The following is a 383-nucleotide window of genomic DNA, read 5'->3' as shown; positions in this document are numbered from 1 at the left end:
CCATTTTTTCCGTCAGGTTACCATGCAAATCAAGTGTGACGATCAGCGGTATGGAGTAGCCAACTGCGTCCCGGACCGCCTGCAACAGATCACCTTCCAGATCGTCTACGCCTTCCGCAACACCCGCCCCGTGAAGCGCCAGACAGATGGCATCCAATGGGCCGGCTTCCGTAATCCCTTTAATCAAAATGCTTTTCAGCTCATCGTAGGTTTCTTTGGCAATCGTTCCGGCCGGATATGCCATGGCGGCAAACGTAGGCACCACTTCAATCCCCAGCTCTTCCGCCCGATCAATCATGCCGCCCAAAAAGTCGCGAACCTTGCGATGATTGGAAAGAATCTCCTCTCCCTCCTCCCACTGCCAAAGCTGAAACAGCTCCTTC

The 383-nt window shown here is 54.0% G+C and carries 1 protein-coding gene; it reads right to left on the bottom strand.

The window, feature by feature from the left end:
* Window positions 1-383, bottom strand: a 383-nt coding sequence (locus MXD62_RS10385; RefSeq protein ID WP_248829113.1) for a M81 family metallopeptidase, incomplete at both ends; no start/stop codon positions are given.

Source organism: Frankia sp. Mgl5 (assembly GCF_023242985.1).
In the GTDB taxonomy this organism is placed as follows: Bacteria; Actinomycetota; Actinomycetes; order Frankiales; family Frankiaceae; genus Parafrankia; species Parafrankia soli.
Note: the sequence above shows the minus strand (reverse complement) of the source record. Positions and strands in the feature narration are given on the sequence as shown.